This is a genomic window from Comamonas avium (assembly GCF_014836675.1).
Taxonomy (GTDB): domain Bacteria; phylum Pseudomonadota; class Gammaproteobacteria; order Burkholderiales; family Burkholderiaceae_C; genus Comamonas; species Comamonas avium.
In genome coordinates this window covers 25202-41839 of record NZ_JACSQK010000002.1, presented here as the reverse complement: position 1 = coordinate 41839, position 16638 = coordinate 25202, and the positions used below count along the sequence as shown (strand labels likewise).

The window sequence follows — 16638 nt, the reverse complement described above, 5'->3', positions numbered from 1 at the left end:
ACGCCGGTTTCCATGCGATTACATAGCCCCCTGCATCGCCTACAGTGTGGGTTGCAGCGCGTGCAGACACGCGTTAGGAACTGATACGTGATAAGCCCTTTTTCTCTCCCCGCCATGTTGCTGGCCGCAGGCCGCGGCGAACGCATGCGCCCTCTGACGGATGCCACCCCGAAACCCTTGCTGCCCGTGCAGGGCCGTGCCTTGCTGGACTGGCACATGGCCGCTTTGCAGCGCGACGGCGTGCGCCATGTGGTGGTCAACACCGCCTGGCTGGGCGCGCAAATACCGGCGCACCTGAACGCCACATGGCCGCAGCACGGCATGCAGCTGCAGTACTCGCACGAGCAGGACGATTTTGGTCACGCACTGGAAACGGCGGGCGGTATTGCGCGTGCACTGCCTTTGCTGGGCGATGCCTTTTGGCTGGCTGCAGGCGATGTGTTTGTGCCTGACTTCGTGTTTGACAGCGCTGCTGCACAAGCCTTTGCTGCTTGCGATGACCTGGCACATGTGTGGCTGGTGCCCAACCCGGCGCACAACCCCGGGGGCGACTTTGGGCTGGCCGAAAGCGCACCGGGCAGCGGCACGGGCCGGGCCGTGAACCTGCCGCCTGCCGATATGGCGCGCGATCTGCGCCCGCGTTTCACGTACAGCACCATTGCGCTGCTCAAGGCCGAGCTGTTTGCTGCGCCGTGGTGCGACATTGCGTCAGGCAATCCGCACGGAAAAGCCGTACCACTGGCCCCGCTGCTGCGCCAGGCCATGGATGCGGGGCGCTGTGGCGCCACGCTCTACACCGGGCGCTGGACCGATGTAGGTACGCCGCAGCGGCTGGCGCAGCTGAACGCCGTGCCTTCTTCTGCATAAAAAGTGAGCGCATGTCGCTGGTTTGATGTGTATTTCAAGTGGAAAGATGTTGCAATAGCCCGCAGGTGTAGCGCGTGCCGCTCTTTTTTATGAATCGCCCGGTAACGGGCAGCGGGAGGCGCGCACCTCCCATGGAATGCACATGCAAGTGGACTGGGGCACCTACGGGTGGTTGATAGGCGTGGTGGTGCTGGCATCGGCCTGCCAGAATTTGACGGGTTTTGCCTTTGGACTGATCTTTGTCGGCATGGCCGGCGCCTTGCATCTGATGCCGATTGCCGATGCGGCCAACGTGGCCGGTCTGCTGTCGCTGGTCAATGGTGTGGTCTACCTGCGCAGCCACCCTTTTCAGCCGCGCTGGGACATGCTCAAGCCCATCTTGGTCAGCAGCCTGATCGGGGTGCTGGGCGGGCTGGCGCTGCTGCACTGGCTCAGCGGTGATCTGGTGAACGTGCTGCGCATGCTGCTGGGGGTCACCATCATTGCCTGCGCCATTGTGTTGTTGCTGCAAAAGCAGCAGCGCACAACGCTCTCGGGGCCGGGGGCGATGTGGGTGGCCGGCGGGCTTTCGGGGGTGCTGGGCGGCTTGTTTTCCACGTCCGGGCCGCCCATGGTCTATCACCTGTACCGCCAGCCACTGTCGCCGCAACTGGTGCGCCAGTGTCTGCTGATCATGTTTCTGGCCAACACTGTGCTGCGGCTGGGCATTGTGATTCCCACGGGCGGGCTGAGCCTTGCGTCGCTGATGACCGCCGCTGTGGCCGTGCCGGTGGTGGCAGGCGTGACCTGGCTGCTGGCCAAATACCCGCCGCCACTGTCTACGCGCGTGCTGCAGTGGATGGTTTGCAGCCTGCTGCTGGCTGCAGGCGTCAGCATGCTGCTGGCATAGCCCTTGGAGCATTACCCTGGGGGCGTCATGGCTGCGCTTGGTCGTTCCTGGGTATTTGGTGCTTTCTCTGAGTCACCAGTTTTCGATGCGCTGGGGCGCCTGAATGGCGTGTGACCGGCGCTTGAAACGCGTGCGTTCAGCGCCGCCCAGCGCCAACAGGTGCTGCCAAGAGGGCCATCTGGCGCGCAGCAGGCGGCAGCGGCAGTACGATATGCCGATGACCTCTGTTTACGCACAACGCCGCGCTCGTCTGGCTGCCCAATTGGGCGATGGCGGGATTGCCATCATTCCCACGGCACCCGAGCGGGGCCGTAACCGCGACAACAGCTACCTGTACCGGCACGACAGCTACTTTTATTACCTCACCGGTTTCACCGAGCCCAACGCCTGTCTGGTTCTGAAAGCGGACGGCAGCAGCACCTTGTTTTGCCAGCCTAAGGATCTGGAGCGCGAAATCTGGGATGGCTACCGTCTGGGCCCAGAGGCGGCGGTCACCACACTGGGTGTCAGTGATGCCGCCTCCATTGAAGACATGGACACGCGCCTGCCCCGTTTGCTGGAAAACCAGACAACAGTCTGGTGGCCATTCGCCACACACGAAGGGCTGGCGGCCCGCGTAGAGGCCTGGCTCAATCAGGTGCGAGCCCGCACACGCGCGGGCGCACTGTGCCCGGCTGCGCAAGGCGATGTGTGCACGCTGATCGATGAGATGCGGCTGATTAAAGATGCGCACGAGCTGGACATCATGCGCCGCGCAAGCCAGATCAGCGCCCGGGCCCACATTCGCGCCATGCAGCGCTCAGCGCGCATGTTGCGCGCTGGACAAGATTGCCGCGAATACCATCTGGACGCGGAGCTGCTGCACGAATTCCGCCAGGGCGGGGCCAATGGTGTGGCCTATGACTCCATCGTGGCCGCTGGCCCCAATGCCTGTGTGCTGCACTACCGCGCTGACAAAGCGCCCGTGCGCCAGGGCGATCTGGTGCTCATTGATGCAGGTTGTGAGCTGGATGGCTACGCCAGCGACATCACCCGCACTTTCCCTGCCAATGGCCGTTTTACCAGCGCGCAACGTGCGTTGTACGAGCTGGTGCTGGAAAGCCAGAAAGCCGCCATTGCGGTGACCAAGCCCGGCCAGCGTTTCATGGACCCGCACGATGCCACCGTGGCCGTGCTGGCACAGGGCATGCTGGATGTGGGTCTGCTGGACAAAAACGTCTATGGCAACGCGCAGGATGTGATCGCCCAGCGCGCCTACTTTCAGTTTTACATGCACCGTACTGGCCACTGGCTGGGCATGGATGTGCACGACTGTGGCAGCTATGTGGAGCCCACCGAGATTGCGCAAAGTCAGCAACAGATAGACGCCCTGAGTGGCCAGGTCACCACCACCCGCCCTAGCCGAATATTGCGCCCGGGCATGGTGACCACGATTGAACCCGGTATCTACGTGCGCCCAGCGCCCGGGGTGCCCGAGCAGTTTCACCATATTGGCATTCGCATCGAAGACGATGCCGTGGTGACGGACAACGGTTGCGAGCTGATCACCCGTGGCGTACCCGTTGAGGCCGATGAGATTGAAGCGCTGATGCGCGACTAAAAAAACGAATGGAGACCTTTTGATGCGTTTGCAAGACCTGTATATCCGCCGTGCCACCAAAATTGTGGCAACCCTGGGCCCTGCATCGAGTGATATCGAGCTGCTCACGAAAATGATTGCCACGGGCGTCAACGTCGTGCGCCTGAACTTCAGCCATGGCACCGCACAAGACCATATTGACCGCGCCAAGACCGTGCGCGAAGCCGCAGTGCTGGCGGGCCGCGAAGTGGCCATCATGGCCGACCTGCAAGGCCCCAAGATTCGCGTTGGCAAGTTTGCCCAGGGCAAGGTCATGCTGCAGGAGGGCGCCAGCTTCGTGCTGGACGCCAGCCGCAGTGAGCCCGGTGACATCAATGGCGTCGGTCTGGACTACAAGGAGCTGCCACGCGATGTGAAAGCCGGTGATGTGCTGCTGCTCAATGATGGCCTGATCGTACTCACGATCGATCGCGTGCTGGGGCAGGCCGTACACACCACGGTGACCATTGGCGGCGAGCTGTCCAACAACAAGGGCATTAACAAGCAAGGCGGCGGACTGACCGCCCCGGCCCTGACGGCCAAGGACATGGAAGACATCAAGACGGCCATTGCGCTGGGGGCCGACTATGTGGCGGTGAGCTTTCCCAAAAACGCCACCGACATGGAAATGGCGCGCCAGCTGTGCACGGTAGCCTGTGCGGGCACCAGCCGCCGCCCGGGTCTGATTGCCAAGATTGAGCGTGCTGAAGCCATTCCGCTGCTGGAAGAAATTTTGCGCGTCTCTGACGGCATCATGGTGGCGCGTGGCGATCTGGCGGTGGAGGTGGGCAACGCTGCCGTGCCTGCGCTGCAAAAGAAAATGATCCGCATGGCGCGCGAGATGGACAAGGTGGTCATCACCGCCACGCAGATGATGGAGAGCATGATCACCAACCCCGTGCCCACGCGCGCCGAGGTGAGTGACGTGGCCAACGCTGTGCTGGATGGCACCGACGCGGTGATGCTGAGCGCAGAAACTGCAGCGGGCAAATACCCGCTGGAGACCGTACGCGAAATGGCCAAAATTTGCGCTGCCGCCGAGGCCGCGGAAGACCGCCGCCAGGACGCTCAGTTTGGTGAACGTGAATTCACACGCATCGATCAGGCCATTGCGCTGGGCGCGCTGTTTACCGCCAACAAGCTGGGTGCCAAAGCCATTGTGGCAATGACGGACAGCGGCTCCACCGCATTGTGGATGAGCCGCCACCGGATTCATACGCCCATTTATGCGCTGACCCCCAAGGTCAGCACCCAGCGCAAGATGGCCCTGTACCGCAATGTGCGCCCTCTGCTCATGGACACCAGTGCGGAGCGTGACACCGCCTTGCAGCAGGCAGAAAGCCACTTGCGCATGCGCGGCATTGTGCAGCCGGGTGACGTGTATGCCATTACCTGCGGCGAGCCCATGGGCCAGCCCGGTGGCTCCAACATGCTGAAAATCTGCCGCGTCGACTGACCGCATCGCCGCGGTTGAGGATAATAAAAAGGCAGCCCTTGGGCTGCCTTTTTACGTGCACGGTGACACGGCGCGGGCTATGCAACTGCCTGCAACTGGATGGGCAAATCACCGTCGAGGTGAATGCGCTCTGCCAGATCCACTTCCCAGGACAGATAGTCGCGAAAGGCCTGCAGCTGGGCTTCGCCTTCGTAAGCCCATGGGCCATACCAGCGGTCGAACTGCTGCGGTGCGGCACGTGCCAGACCGGCTTCGGTAGGCAGGCCCTGCTGCTGCCAGGCCTGCGTGCCACCCAGCAGGGCGCGCACATCACGACCTGTTGCACGGCGCCATTCAGCGGCTGCCAAGCCCGCCAAAGTGCCATCGGCAGAGGTGATCACCAGAGTGGTGTGTTTGAAGCGATCCGGCTCTGTCGCCCACAAAGCACCCAAGGCGGGGCGCCCTGCATGCCAGCTGCCGGGAATGTGGGCATGGCGATAGTCCAGACTGCTGTCGATATCGAACACCGCCACGGCATCGCTCTGGGCGCTGGCCTGCAAAGCGGCCAGATCGCTGGGCTGGATCCAGACGGCATCGCCAAAGGTCACTGGCAGCACAGGCTGAATCTCGGGGCCAGCCTGCAAGGCTGCCGTGGCGGGTGCCTGCTCCAGCACAAACACTTCGTGCAGGCCCAGCTGCTGCACCCACGCGGCGGTGGTGAGCGCGCGCAGCAGTTGTGGGTCGTGCAGCACCACGCGGGCGCGCAGCGTACCGACGTAATGGTCGGTGGATTGCACCAGTTGCCCGCCGGGTGCATGGCGCCAGCCCGCTAAATGGCTGGCCTGGTATTCCTGCGGGCCACGCACGTCGAACAGAAAAACCGAGCGAGCGCTGTCTTGCTGCACAAAGCCTTGCACCGTCTGCCAATCCACAATCTGCACGCCTGCCTGCTGAGCCACTTTGCGCGCTTGCGCCAGTGCCGGTGCTTGCGCTGGCAGGTAGGGTGCAACGCGGTCTGCGCCCACCTCCAGCTTGCGCCCGGAGAGCACCCAGCCTTGCGCCCCATCCTTGAGCGACAGCACAGGGTTGGGAATGGCTGCATGGATCAGTGTTTGCGCGCCCAAGATGCTGCGTGTACGTCCGCCGCAGTTGACCACCACCAGTGTTTCGGGATCGGGTGCAATCGCCTGAATGCGCTGCGCCAGCTCGGCGCCCGGGCAGTTGATGGCGCCGGGAATGGTGCGCAGCCGGTATTCCTCCCAGGGGCGGCTGTCCACCACCACATGGTCCACACCATCGCGGCGCAATTGCTCCAGCGCATCGACATCAATCACGGGCGTTTTCAAGGTGTGTTCAATCACCTCGCCAAAGGCCTTGCTGGGAACGTAGACACCATCAAACAGCGGGTAACCCGCGGCCACCCACGCGGTGGTGCCGCCAGCCAGCACGTGCAGGTTGTGGAAGCCCGCATGCTGCAGGCGCTGGGCCGCAATGGGGGCGGTTTCTCCCTGTGCGTCGATCAGCACCAGACGTGCTCCACGGCGTGGCACCAGGCGCTCTATCAGCAGCTCCAGGCGGCTCAAGGGCGCAGAGCTGGACAGCAGCAAATGACCAAGGCCGAACAGGCCTTCTTCGCGCACGTCGATCAGTGCAATTTCGTGCCCATCAGCAATCGCCGTTTTGAGCTGTGCAGGGGTCAGGGAAGTCAGGTGTTGGGTCATGTCAATGCACTCCGGTGGTGCCAGACCATGGTCTGGCGACAAGAAATGGGGGGTTGCGTTGTGAAAGAAAGTGGCTTCAGGCGCTGGTTGCCAGGGCTGCATGGCGGCGGCGGATGGCGGGAATCAATGCCGAGATCACCAGTGCAGTGGCGGCCAGCAGCAGGGCCAGCGACAGCGACCGCGTGAAGAAAACGCTGTAGTCCCCGCGCGAGACGGCCAAGGTGCGGCGAAAGCTGGCTTCCAGCATCGGGCCCAGCACAAAGCCCAGCAGCAGGGGCACAGGGGAGACCGCCAGCTTGGCCAATGCATAGCCCAGGACACCAAAGGCAGCCAGAATCAGTACATCAAAGGTTGAACCACGCACCGAGTACGCCCCCACGGCACAGAACACCAAAATGGCGGGGTACAGAAAGCGGTAGGGAATGCTCAGCAGCTTGATCCACAGGCCTATCAAGGGCAGGTTCAGCACCACCAGCATCAGGTTGCCAATCCACATGGAGGCAATCAGGCCCCAGAACACATCGGGATGGCGCGTGGCCACTTCAGGGCCGGGCTGGATGTTGTGGATCATCATGGCGCCCACCATCAGCGCCATGACGGCGATGCCCGGCACACCCAGCGTCAGCAGCGGAATGAAATTGGTCTGCGCCGCAGCGTTGTTGGCAGACTCTGGCGCGGCGACCCCTTCAATGGCACCGTGGCCCATTTCATGGGCGTTGCGTGACAGTTTCTTTTCAATGGTGTAGCCCGCAAACGCTGCAATGGTGACGCCTGCACCCGGCAAAATGCCAAGCACCGACCCAATGGCTGTGCCCCGCAAAATGGAGGGCACCATGCGGCGCACATCCTGTGCCGTCGGTCGCAGGCCCGAGACTGGGGCCACGGTGCCAGCGGTGCTGTCGGTGGCCTGCTGCTCCAGGTTGTAGGCAATCTCGGCAACCCCGAACACGCCCATGGCCAGCGCGGTGAACTCAATGCCATCCATCATCTCGGGAATCTCGCCTGTGAAACGCAGGGCCCCGGAGTTGACATCCACGCCCGCCAGGCTGAGCAGCAAACCCAGAATCATCAGCCCCAGTGACTTGTCGATGGAGTCAGGCGAGAGTGCAACCGAGCCCACCAGGCCCAGCAGCATCAAAGAAAAATACTCAGCAGGTCCAAAACGGAAAGCAATTTCAGACAGTGGCGCGGCCAGCGCGGCAGTCAGCAGCACGCCAAAAGAGCCGGCGATGAACGAACCAATGGCGGCTGCCGTGAGCGCCGGCCCTGCACGCCCCTGTCGAGCCATGGCGTGCCCATCGATCACTGTCACCGCCGACGATGACTCGCCGGGCAGCTTGAGCAAAATGGCCGTGGTCGAGCCGCCGTACTGTGCACCGTAATAAATGCCCGCCAGCATGATCAAGGCCGACACAGGGGGCAGGTTGTACGTGACCGGCAGCAGCATGGCGATGGTGGCCACAGGCCCAAGCCCGGGCAGGATGCCGATCAGCGTGCCGACCAAGCAGCCACCGAATGCGTACAGCAGGTTGTGCCACGACAAGGCGGTGGAAAATCCAAGTTGGAGGTTGTTCAGCAATTCCATGGCAAGGCAGACGCAGAGGCAAAAAAACAGGGGAAAAAACGAAGAAGACTTAGGCGGGCCACAGCGGCAGTGGCAGATCCAGCAGGAGCACAAAGAGCACGGTGTTGAGCAGCACCAGCACGGCTGCGTTGAGCAGCGTGCCGCGCCAGGTGAATTCACGGCTGGCAAGGCTGGATGCGACCACCAGTCCAAAAACCGACAGCACCAGGCCCAGGGGTTTGAGCGCCAGGCCAAAAGCGGCGACCGATCCGGTCATCCAGGCCAGCGTGCGCCAGTCCCAGCGCTGCAGCGGCAAACGCGGGGTCTTGGCCGATGTGGCCCCTGCACAGAGCACCAGGCCGAGCAGCGCCAGCACGATGCCCAGCCAGAATGGAAAGTAGCCCGGCCCCATGGCCGAGGCGCTGCCCAGCTCGTAGCCCCAGGAGACCACGGCGAACGCGGCGCCCGTGGCGATGTAGGCTGCGCCAACGGCGAAGTCACGCTGATTGCGAATCGTCACAGCCATGGCGATCAACGCAGTTGAATGCCGGTTTCTGCGATCACCTTGGCGTAACCCGTCAGGTTCTCGCGCAGGGTGTCATCCAGTTGCTGGGCAGAGCCACCGGCCAGCGTGAAACCCAGCGCTTCGAGCTGTGCAGAAATCTCTGGCTGCTGCAGCACGGCCACGATGTCGCGGTTGAGTTGCTCCACCACGGCCTTGGGGGTGGCAGAAGGTGCCACGATGCCTTGCCAGCTCTCTACCGCGTAACCGGGAAAGCCGGATTCGGCCACCGTGGGTACGTTGGGCAGTGCTTTGGAGCGCTGGGCGGTGGTGACAGCAATCGGCACCAGCTTGCCAGCGCGCACATATTCGGTCACGGCGGCCAGTGTGATGAGCGTGCCGTCAATGTGACCGCCCAGCACGTCCAGCGCAGCGGGGCCACCACCGGGGTAGGCAATGTAGTTGGGGCTGGCGCCAATGCGCTGGCTCAGCATTTCGTGCGCCAGGTGCTGCAAGCTGCCCTTGCTGCCGGGCAGGCCCAGGGTGATCTGGCCGGGCTTGCTTTTGAGCAAGGCGGCATATTGCTGCAGGTTGCTGACCCCCAGGTCCGGGCGCACCACCAAAATTTGCGGATTGACCACGGCTTTGACGACGCCTGAAAAATCTTTTTCCACGTCATACGGCACGCGCCGGCCTTGCAGGGCATTGAGTGCCAGACCGTCACCCGCCAGCAGCAGGGTGTACCCATCGGGGCGTGATTTGGTGACTTGCGCTGCGCCAATGCTGCCGCCTGCGCCGGGCACGTTCTCCACCACCACCGACTGCCCCCAGCGCTCGGTCAGCTTTTGCGAAAGCGTGCGGCCCAGCTTGTCGGCGCTGCCGCCGGCCGCCACCGGTACCACGATGCGCACGGTTTTGTTAGGAAACACGGATGCCTGCACAGCACCACCCCAAAGACCACCCACTGCTGTGAGTGCTGCACCTGCCAACCATTGCCGTCGTTTCATACCAACCCCTGCGTAAAAGAAAGGGCAGTCTAAAAATGCGGGCGGCGTGTGGCTACGAATCAAAACGCGCATGCAAATGCGGTTTGCGCATATGCATGCTGTGTTTCATATGGATTGGATGGGTTGCGCAAGGCTGGGCTGGCAAGCGCAGTGTGCGGGCTTGCTTTAGGCGGGTAAAATCGAAGGTTACCAATCGGTTACAGCAGCAGCACCAGCCTGACTGTCACCCCCAGACCAACTTTTACCGGAACACGATCATGCCTCTCATCTCGATGCGCGAAATGCTCGACCATGCCGCCGAAAACGGCTATGGCATCCCCGCCTTTAACGTCAACAACCTGGAACAAGTTCAGGCCGTGATGACGGCGGCTGACGAAGTGGGCGCGCCCGTGATCCTGCAGGCCAGCGCTGGCGCCCGCAAATACGCTGGTGAGCCTTTCATCAAGCACCTGATTCAGGCTGCTGCAGAGATGTTCCCCCACATTCCGCTGGTCATGCATCAGGACCACGGCACCACCCCCGATATTTGCCAGGGCGCGCTGAACCTGGGCTTTGGCTCGGTGATGATGGACGGCTCTTTGCTGGGCGACGGCAAGACCCCCTCATCCTTTGAATACAACGTGGACGTGACCCAGCAGGTGGTGGCCATGGCCCACCGCATTGGCGCGACCGTTGAAGGCGAGCTGGGCTGCCTGGGCAACCTGGAAACCGGCGAAGCCGGTGAAGAAGACGGCATTGGTGCAGAAGGCAAGCTGGACCACAGCCAGATGCTGACTGACCCCGAAGAAGCTGCTGTGTTCGTCAAAGCCACGCAACTGGACGCTTTGGCCATTGCCATTGGTACCAGCCACGGTGCGTACAAGTTCAGCCGCCCCCCTACGGGCGACATTCTGTCGATCCAGCGCGTCAAGGAAATTCACGCCCGCATCCCCAACACCCACCTGGTGATGCACGGTTCCTCATCGGTGCCCCAAGAACTGCTGGCCATGATCAACCAGTACGGCGGCAAGATGAAGGAGACCTACGGCGTACCCGTCGAGGAAATCCAGGAAGCCATCAAGTACGGCGTGCGCAAGGTGAACATTGATACCGACATCCGCTTGGCCATGACCGGCGCGGTGCGCAAGTTCCTGGCTGAGAACCCCGACAAGTTTGACGCCCGCGAGTGGCTCAAGCCCGCCCGTGAAGCTGCCAAGCAAGTGTGCAAGGCGCGTTACCTGCAATTTGGCTGCGAAGGCCAGGGCAGCAAGATCAAGGGCTACACCCTGGAGCAGATGGCCAAGAAGTACGCAGCCGGTGAACTGGCGCAATTGGTGAAGTAATCACCGCAGCAAGGCAAACTGGCCTTGTTCTTGCGTGAAAGCCCGCATGGTTTTGCCATACGGGCTTTTTTATGCTGCGCAGTTGGTGGTGGCGCTTTACGCGAAATTGTTAACTTTTGCAACAATCAAGGGAAAGCCACTATTGCCGATTAGGCATGTCCGTAACGCATAAATTCATGCAAAATTAGTGAAAAGTTGTTCACAATTCGAGCAACAAGGAATTTTTATGAGCACTCACATTCTTCGCCGCACGCTGATTGCTTGCGGTGCCGCCATGCTGGCGGCCGGTCCTGCCTTTGCAGATGATGCCGCTTCGTACCCCAACAAGCCTGTGACCATTGTTGTCGGCTATCCCGCAGGTGGCTCGACCGACCTGGTGGGCCGTCTGGTGGCCAACGAGATCGAAAAGCACCTGGGCCAATCGGTCGTGGTGGAAAACCTGGGCGGTGCTGGTGGCGCGATTGGTGCGCAAAAGGTGGCAAATGCCAAGCCCGATGGCTATACCTTGCTGGTGGGTGCGAACAATGAAATTGCCATTGCCAACCAGATCAACAAGTCGGTGAAGTACAAGATCACGGACTTCACTCCCATCGGTCTGGTGGCTTCGCAGCCCATGGTGCTGGTCGCTTCCGCCAAGGCTGGCGTGAAAAACACCAAGGAATTCGTGGCTGCCGTGAAGGCCAACCCTGCCAAATTCAGCTACGGCTCCTCGGGTGTGGGTACTGCCTTGCACCTGGCCGGCGAAATGATGAAGGACCAGGGCAAGATTGACATGCAGCACGTGCCTTACCGTGGCGTGCCTGCACTGACCAACGATGTGATGGGCAACAACATCGAATACGGCATCTTTGTGCTGTCTTCGGGTCTGCCTTTGATCAAGGCTGGCAAGGTCACTGCCATCGCCACGACCGAAGCCAAGCGCTACGGTGCAACGCCTGAGATTCCAGCGCTGGCTGAGCAGCCTGAGTTCAAGAACGTGGACATCAACTCGTGGTTCGCCATGCTGGCCCCTGCCAACTTGCCCGCACCTATTGCAGCCAAGCTCAAGACTGCACTGGACAAGACCATGGCTTCGCCTGAGTTCCGCAAGAAAATGGAAGATGCTGGCGCTGCCGTGATGGACAGCAAGATCGATGCTGGCAAGTACATCAACGGTGAAATCGTGAAGTACAAGAAGATCATTGACGTGGCGAAGATCGAGCTGTAATCAGCTCTGACAGCCACTGTCAAAAAGCCCGCATGACCCAGTCATTGCGGGCTTTTTTCATGAATTGAATAAAAAAGGAGCTACCAGCGCTTGCGGGTGCTTATTTTTGATGCTTTTTATATCTAAGAACAAGCACTGATAGGCGTTGACAGCTCTTATTGTTGCAGTCGTACGGGTTTGAGCAGGTCGCTTTCAACGCCCTGGGCCAAGAGCTGCTCATCCACGGGCTCGTTCAGCAGCAGGTTGCGCGCCAGCAGCCCGTAGGCTGCGGCACTCTGGATGCCATAGCCGCCCTGGGCGGCCACCCAGAACAGGCCGCGAATCTGGTCATCCCAGCCAATCACCATTTCGCCGTCAGCCACAAACGAGCGCAGGCCTGCCCAGGTGTGCGTGGGGCGGCGAATCTGCAGCGTGGTGGCCTGTTCGATGCTCCAGATGCCGGTGGCGATGTCTTCTTCTTCGGGTTGCACATCATGGGGGTAGGTGGCATCGGCGTTGGCGGGAGAGCCCAGCAGCTGGCCCGCATCGGGCTTGAAGTAAAAACTTTCATCGGCGCTGATGACCGCGGGCCAGTGTGAGGCGTCCATGCCTTCGGGCGCGGGGAAGGTGAACGCGCTGCGCCGTGCAGGCACCAGACCAATGGCGCGGGCTCTTGCCAGCTCGCCAATGTCGTCGGCCCAGGCACCCGCAGCGTTGACCAGGGTGTGGCCCTGCAGGCTGCGGCCATCGGCCAGCGTGATAGTCCAGGTGTGCGTGGCACTGTCGTGCGCCAGAGCCTGCACCTCGGCGTTGCACCACAGCTGCCCGCCTTGCTGGCGCATGCCGCGCAAAAAAGCCTGGTGCAGGGCGTGCACATCAATATCACGTGCACCATCGTCTACAAATCCGTCCACGATGCTGGCGTTGAGCACGGGCACCAGCGCACGCAGCGCATCCCCATTGAGCCGCTGTGCGCGGGTGGAGTGTTTGGCTGCCTCGGCATAGGCGGCATCAATGAGTGGTTTTTGAGCGGCGGTGGCCACATACATCACCCCCCGGGGGCGCAGCAGGGCGGTGTCGGCAAAGCCGGTCGGCGGGTGTTCGTAAAACGCACGGCTGGCACGGGTGAGGGCCTGCACCTGCGCAGGGCCGTAATGCTCTTCAAACAGCGCGGCGGAGCGGCCGGTGGTGTGGTAGCCGGGCTGTGCTTCGCGCTCCAGCACCAGTACGCGCTGGCCGGCCTGCGCCAGGTGCCAGCCCGTGGTGGCACCCGCCATGCCTGCACCCACCACAATCACATCCCATGTTTGGTCGTTCACTGCTTTTCCTTCACTTTGATGCATGTTGCCACCTTACACCCGCTGTGCAGGCATGGCTTGGAGGCCTGAAAGAATTCATGCAGGGCCAGCAAGGCCTGCAGGCAGGCAGCGCGCACGTTCAGATGCAGGCGGCTGAAGTTCCGGGCGCTTTGTGCACCAGTGCGCCGTGGAGAACTTAAGTTTTGAGATAGCTCTTGAGGTAGTGCCCGGTATGGCTCTGGGCAGATTTGACAATCTGTTCGGGTGTGCCAACGGCCACTACCTGACCACCGCCAGAGCCGCCTTCGGGGCCCATGTCGATGATCCAGTCTGCGGTTTTGATCACGTCCAGGTTGTGCTCAATCACCACGATGGTGTTGCCCGCATCGCGCAGCTGGTGCAGCACCTTGAGCAGCAGTTGCACATCGGCAAAGTGCAGCCCGGTGGTGGGTTCATCCAGAATGTAGAGCGTGCGGCCGGTATCGCGTTTGGACAGTTCCTGTGCCAGCTTGACGCGCTGGGCTTCACCGCCGGACAGCGTGGTGGCGCTTTGGCCCAGACGGATATACCCCAGCCCTACATCCAGCAGCGTTTGCAGCTTGCGCGCAATGCTGGGCACGTCCTTGAAAAAGGCGTGCGCTTCTTCTACCGTCATGCCCAGCACGTCGGCAATGTTCTTGCCCTTCCACTGCACTTCCAGCGTTTCGCGGTTGTAGCGCTTGCCGTGGCAGGTATCGCAGGGCACATACACATCCGGCAGAAAGTGCATTTCTACCTTGATCATGCCGTCGCCCTGACAGGTTTCGCAGCGGCCACCAGCCACGTTGAACGAGAAACGACCGGGGCCGTAGCCGCGCTCTTTGGCGGTATTGGTTTCGGTAAACAGCTCGCGAATCGGGGCAAACAAGCCGGTGTAGGTGGCCGGGTTGCTGCGTGGCGTGCGACCAATGGGGGCCTGGTCGACGTTGATGACCTTGTCAAAATGCTCCAGCCCTTCCAGCGCCTGGTGGGGGGCTGGCTCGGCGCTGGCGCGGTAAAGCTGGCGCGCCACTTCGGCGTACAGCGTGTCGTTGACCAGGGTACTTTTGCCTGAGCCAGACACGCCGGTCACGCAGGTAAACAGCCCGACAGGGAATTCGGCAGTCACCGTTTGCAGGTTGTGGCCGCTGGCACCCACTACGCGCAAAGCTTGCAGCGCGTGGTGGTTGGGTGCGCTGGTGCTGGGCGCTGCAGGAAAGCCGGTGGACGGCTTGCCTTGCACCTCGTCCACCTTCACGGGCTGCCAGGGTGTGCGGCGCTTGGGCACGGCAATGCTTTTGGTGCCGCTGAGGTACTGGCCGGTGGGGGACTGCGGGTTGGCCTTGACTTGCTCGAACGTGCCTTGCGCCATCACGCGCCCGCCGTGTACGCCTGCACCGGGACCCATGTCGATGATGCAGTCGGCTGCACGCATCATGTCTTCATCGTGTTCCACCACGATCACGCTGTTGCCAATGTTGCGCAGGTGCTCCAGCGTGGCAATCAGGCGGTCGTTGTCGCGCTGGTGCAGGCCAATGCTGGGCTCGTCGAGCACATACATCACGCCTGTCAGGCCGCTGCCAATCTGGCGTGCCAGCCGAATGCGCTGTGATTCACCGCCCGAGAGCGTGTCGGCGCTGCGGTCCAGACTCAGATAATTGAGGCCTACATCCAGCAAGAAGCGCAGGCGCGAGGCGATCTCGTTGACCACCTTTTCTGCGATGTCGGCCTTGTTGCCTTGCAGCTTGAGCGTGGTGAACCAGTGGTGTGCCTCTGACAGAGTCAGCGCATTGAGTTGATAGATGGCTTGGGCCTGATCGCCATCGCCTACACGCACAAAGCGCGCTTCGCGGCGCAAGCGCGTGCCCTTGCAGTCGGGGCAGGAGCGGATGCTGCGCAGGCGTGCCAGATCATCGCGCACGATTTGTGAATCGGTCTCGCGCAGGCGGCGCGCCATATTGGGGATTACGCCTTCAAACACATGCTCCACCACAGTGGGCTTGCCATCGCCCTCATAGGTGAAGGCAATTTTCTCGGTGCCTGAGCCCCAGAGCACCACTTTTTGCACCTCGGCGGGCCAGCTCTCGAACGAGGCTGCAACGTCTTGCCTGTAGTGCTTTGCAATGCTTTGCAGCAGCGTGAAGTAGGTGCTGTTACGGCTGTCCCAGCCATGGATGGCGCCGTTGGCCACGCTCACGCTAGGAAAGGGGACGACCTTGTCCGGGTCAAAGTCTTCGCTCACGCCCAGGCCATCGCAGGTAGGGCAGGCACCCATGGGCGAGTTGAACGAGAACAGGCGTGGCTCCAGCTCTTCCAGCGAGTAAGTGCACAGCGGGCAGGCAAAGCGGCTGCTGAAAACGTGTTCTTCACCGGAGTCCATGTCCACTGCCAGCACGCGGCCACTGGAGGCGTCGCCGCCAATGCGCAGCGCCGCTTCAATGCTTTCGGCCAGGCGCTGCTGCAAGTCGGCGCGCACCTTGATGCGATCGACCACCACATCAACATCGTGTTTGCTGTTCTTGTCCAGCGCAGGCAGGCTGCCCGCATCCACCACAGCACCGTTGATGCGAAAGCGGATGTAGCCCTGGGCCTGCATCTGCGTGAATAAATCGGTGAAGTCTCCCTTGCGGCTGCGCGCTACAGGGGCAATGAGCATGAGCTTGGTGCCTTCGGGCATGGCCAAAATGGCATCCACCATCTGGCTCACGGTTTGTGCCTGCAGGGGCAGCTCGTGCTCGGGGCAATACGGCGTGCCAGCGCGGGCAAACAGCAGGCGCAGGTAGTCGTTGATTTCGGTGATGGTGCCCACGGTCGAGCGTGGGTTGTGGCTGGCTGCCTTTTGCTCGATGGCAATAGCAGGTGACAGGCCCTCAATCAAGTCCACGTCGGGCTTGTCCAGTTGCCCCAGAAACTGCCGCGCATAGGCCGACAGGCTTTCCACGTAGCGGCGCTGGCCTTCGGCATACAAGGTGTCAAACGCGAGGCTGGACTTGCCTGAACCCGACAGCCCGGTGATCACCACCAACTGGTTGCGCGGAATGTCCAGGTCAATGTTCTTGAGATTGTGCGTACGCGCACCGCGAATGCTGATGCGGGTGTGACCAATGGCATGACCCAGATAGCGCCCTGTGGTGTCTGGCGCATCTGCTGGTAGTGGGGAAGAAGAAGCTGCAGTCACGGGAGGGCGGTGGTATGTGCGAAGGGAAATCGC

At 61.7% G+C, this 16638-nt stretch carries 12 protein-coding genes; 6 read left to right on the top strand and 6 right to left on the bottom strand.

Features of this window, described 5'->3' with window-relative positions; all coding sequences use genetic code 11:
* Positions 1–114: 114 nt before the first annotated feature.
* From H9646_RS02845 to pyk, 4 genes are all read left to right on the top strand, one after another.
* Positions 115–867 carry a nucleotidyltransferase family protein gene (locus tag H9646_RS02845; protein ID WP_191721834.1) on the top strand — a complete coding sequence of 251 codons (753 nt, stop codon included), beginning with the start codon at positions 115–117 and terminating at the stop codon, positions 865–867.
* A 142-nt stretch (positions 868–1009) separates the two neighbouring features.
* Entirely contained in the window at positions 1010–1756 is a 747-nt protein-coding gene (locus H9646_RS02840) for a sulfite exporter TauE/SafE family protein (RefSeq protein ID WP_191721833.1), read from the top strand.
* 217 nt (positions 1757–1973) lie between these two features.
* On the top strand, positions 1974–3356 hold the full coding sequence (locus tag H9646_RS02835; RefSeq protein WP_191722277.1) for an aminopeptidase P N-terminal domain-containing protein: 1383 nt from the start codon (positions 1974–1976) through the stop codon (positions 3354–3356).
* A gap of 37 nt (positions 3357–3393) precedes the next feature.
* A complete protein-coding gene (pyk, locus tag H9646_RS02830; protein WP_191722276.1) occupies positions 3394–4830 on the top strand; it encodes a pyruvate kinase in 1437 nt (478 codons plus the stop codon).
* A 77-nt stretch (positions 4831–4907) separates the two neighbouring features.
* On the opposite strand, the gene H9646_RS02825 is transcribed toward pyk, so the two are convergent.
* The 4 genes from H9646_RS02825 to H9646_RS02810 all read right to left on the bottom strand — a co-directional run bounded on the left by H9646_RS02825 (position 4908) and on the right by H9646_RS02810 (position 9603).
* Complete coding sequence (locus H9646_RS02825) at positions 4908–6530, bottom strand: rhodanese-like domain-containing protein (RefSeq protein ID WP_191721832.1); 1623 nt, start codon at positions 6528–6530, stop codon at positions 4908–4910.
* Between the two features lie 76 nt (positions 6531–6606).
* Positions 6607–8115, bottom strand: a complete 1509-nt coding sequence (locus H9646_RS02820) for a tripartite tricarboxylate transporter permease (RefSeq protein WP_191721831.1) — start codon at positions 8113–8115, stop codon at positions 6607–6609.
* 49 nt (positions 8116–8164) lie between these two features.
* Entirely contained in the window at positions 8165–8614 is a 450-nt protein-coding gene (locus H9646_RS02815; RefSeq protein WP_191722275.1) for a tripartite tricarboxylate transporter TctB family protein, read from the bottom strand.
* 11 nt (positions 8615–8625) lie between these two features.
* Positions 8626–9603 (bottom strand): Bug family tripartite tricarboxylate transporter substrate binding protein, encoded by a 978-nt coding sequence (locus H9646_RS02810; RefSeq protein WP_191721830.1) that lies wholly within the window; start codon positions 9601–9603, stop codon positions 8626–8628.
* Between the two features lie 257 nt (positions 9604–9860).
* On the opposite strand from H9646_RS02810, the gene fba reads away from it, so the two are divergent.
* Positions 9861–10925, top strand: coding sequence for a class II fructose-bisphosphate aldolase (fba, locus tag H9646_RS02805; RefSeq protein ID WP_191721829.1), 1065 nt, complete (start codon positions 9861–9863; stop codon positions 10923–10925).
* A 226-nt stretch (positions 10926–11151) separates the two neighbouring features.
* The gene (locus H9646_RS02800) at positions 11152–12132 is read left to right on the top strand and encodes a Bug family tripartite tricarboxylate transporter substrate binding protein (RefSeq protein WP_191721828.1); all 981 of its coding nucleotides are present in this window, start codon (positions 11152–11154) and stop codon (positions 12130–12132) included.
* A gap of 155 nt (positions 12133–12287) precedes the next feature.
* On the opposite strand, the gene H9646_RS02795 is transcribed toward H9646_RS02800, so the two are convergent.
* Together H9646_RS02795 and uvrA are read right to left on the bottom strand one after the other, a co-directional pair.
* Complete coding sequence (locus H9646_RS02795; RefSeq protein WP_318244900.1) at positions 12288–13430, bottom strand: NAD(P)/FAD-dependent oxidoreductase; 1143 nt, start codon at positions 13428–13430, stop codon at positions 12288–12290.
* A 175-nt stretch (positions 13431–13605) separates the two neighbouring features.
* Complete coding sequence (gene uvrA / locus H9646_RS02790; protein ID WP_191721826.1) at positions 13606–16605, bottom strand: excinuclease ABC subunit UvrA; 3000 nt, start codon at positions 16603–16605, stop codon at positions 13606–13608.
* Positions 16606–16638 lie beyond the last annotated feature (33 nt).

What these genes read in the sequence shown, in the direction of transcription:
- H9646_RS02810 (WP_191721830.1), bottom strand. Translation starts at nt 9,603, where the DNA reads ATGAAACGACGGCAATGGTTGGCAGGTGCAGCACTCACAGCAGTGGGT.
- H9646_RS02835 (WP_191722277.1), top strand. Translation starts at nt 1,974, where the DNA reads ATGACCTCTGTTTACGCACAACGCCGCGCTCGTCTGGCTGCCCAATTG.
- H9646_RS02840 (WP_191721833.1), top strand. Translation starts at nt 1,010, where the DNA reads ATGCAAGTGGACTGGGGCACCTACGGGTGGTTGATAGGCGTGGTGGTG.
- H9646_RS02820 (WP_191721831.1), bottom strand. Translation starts at nt 8,115, where the DNA reads ATGGAATTGCTGAACAACCTCCAACTTGGATTTTCCACCGCCTTGTCG.
- H9646_RS02825 (WP_191721832.1), bottom strand. Translation starts at nt 6,530, where the DNA reads ATGACCCAACACCTGACTTCCCTGACCCCTGCACAGCTCAAAACGGCG.
- H9646_RS02845 (WP_191721834.1), top strand. Translation starts at nt 115, where the DNA reads ATGTTGCTGGCCGCAGGCCGCGGCGAACGCATGCGCCCTCTGACGGAT.
- fba (WP_191721829.1), top strand. Translation starts at nt 9,861, where the DNA reads ATGCCTCTCATCTCGATGCGCGAAATGCTCGACCATGCCGCCGAAAAC.
- H9646_RS02800 (WP_191721828.1), top strand. Translation starts at nt 11,152, where the DNA reads ATGAGCACTCACATTCTTCGCCGCACGCTGATTGCTTGCGGTGCCGCC.